We start from the raw sequence: 293 nt of genomic DNA on the forward strand, positions 1-293 counted from the left end.
CGCAGGATCTCGCGCGCCGACAGCGGCAGCTGCAGCGTGATGCGCCCGTTGACCTCGCGCACCTGCTGCGACAGCACGATGGCGCTGGCTTCCAGCGCGCGGTCGAAGGGCCCGTTGGCGATCGACTTGGCCACCAGGTAGGTCACCGCGATGCTCATCGGCCAGAGCAGCAGCAGCGGCGCCAGCATCCAGTCGAGGATCTCACCGAACAATGAGCGCGGCGCGGAATTTGCCGCGCTTTCCTCCAGGTGCGGCAACGCGTCGGCCAGGTCCTGGTCGGTAGTGTCCGGGGC

Annotated in this window: 1 pseudogene; it reads right to left on the reverse strand. The window is 68.6% G+C overall.

Going from position 1 to position 293, the window contains the following annotated elements:
* Nucleotides 1–293 (reverse strand): annotated as a pseudogene (locus tag AC3WRI_RS07285) (sensor histidine kinase N-terminal domain-containing protein); the annotation flags it as partial.

The organism is Cupriavidus sp. FW305-27 (assembly GCF_058787995.1).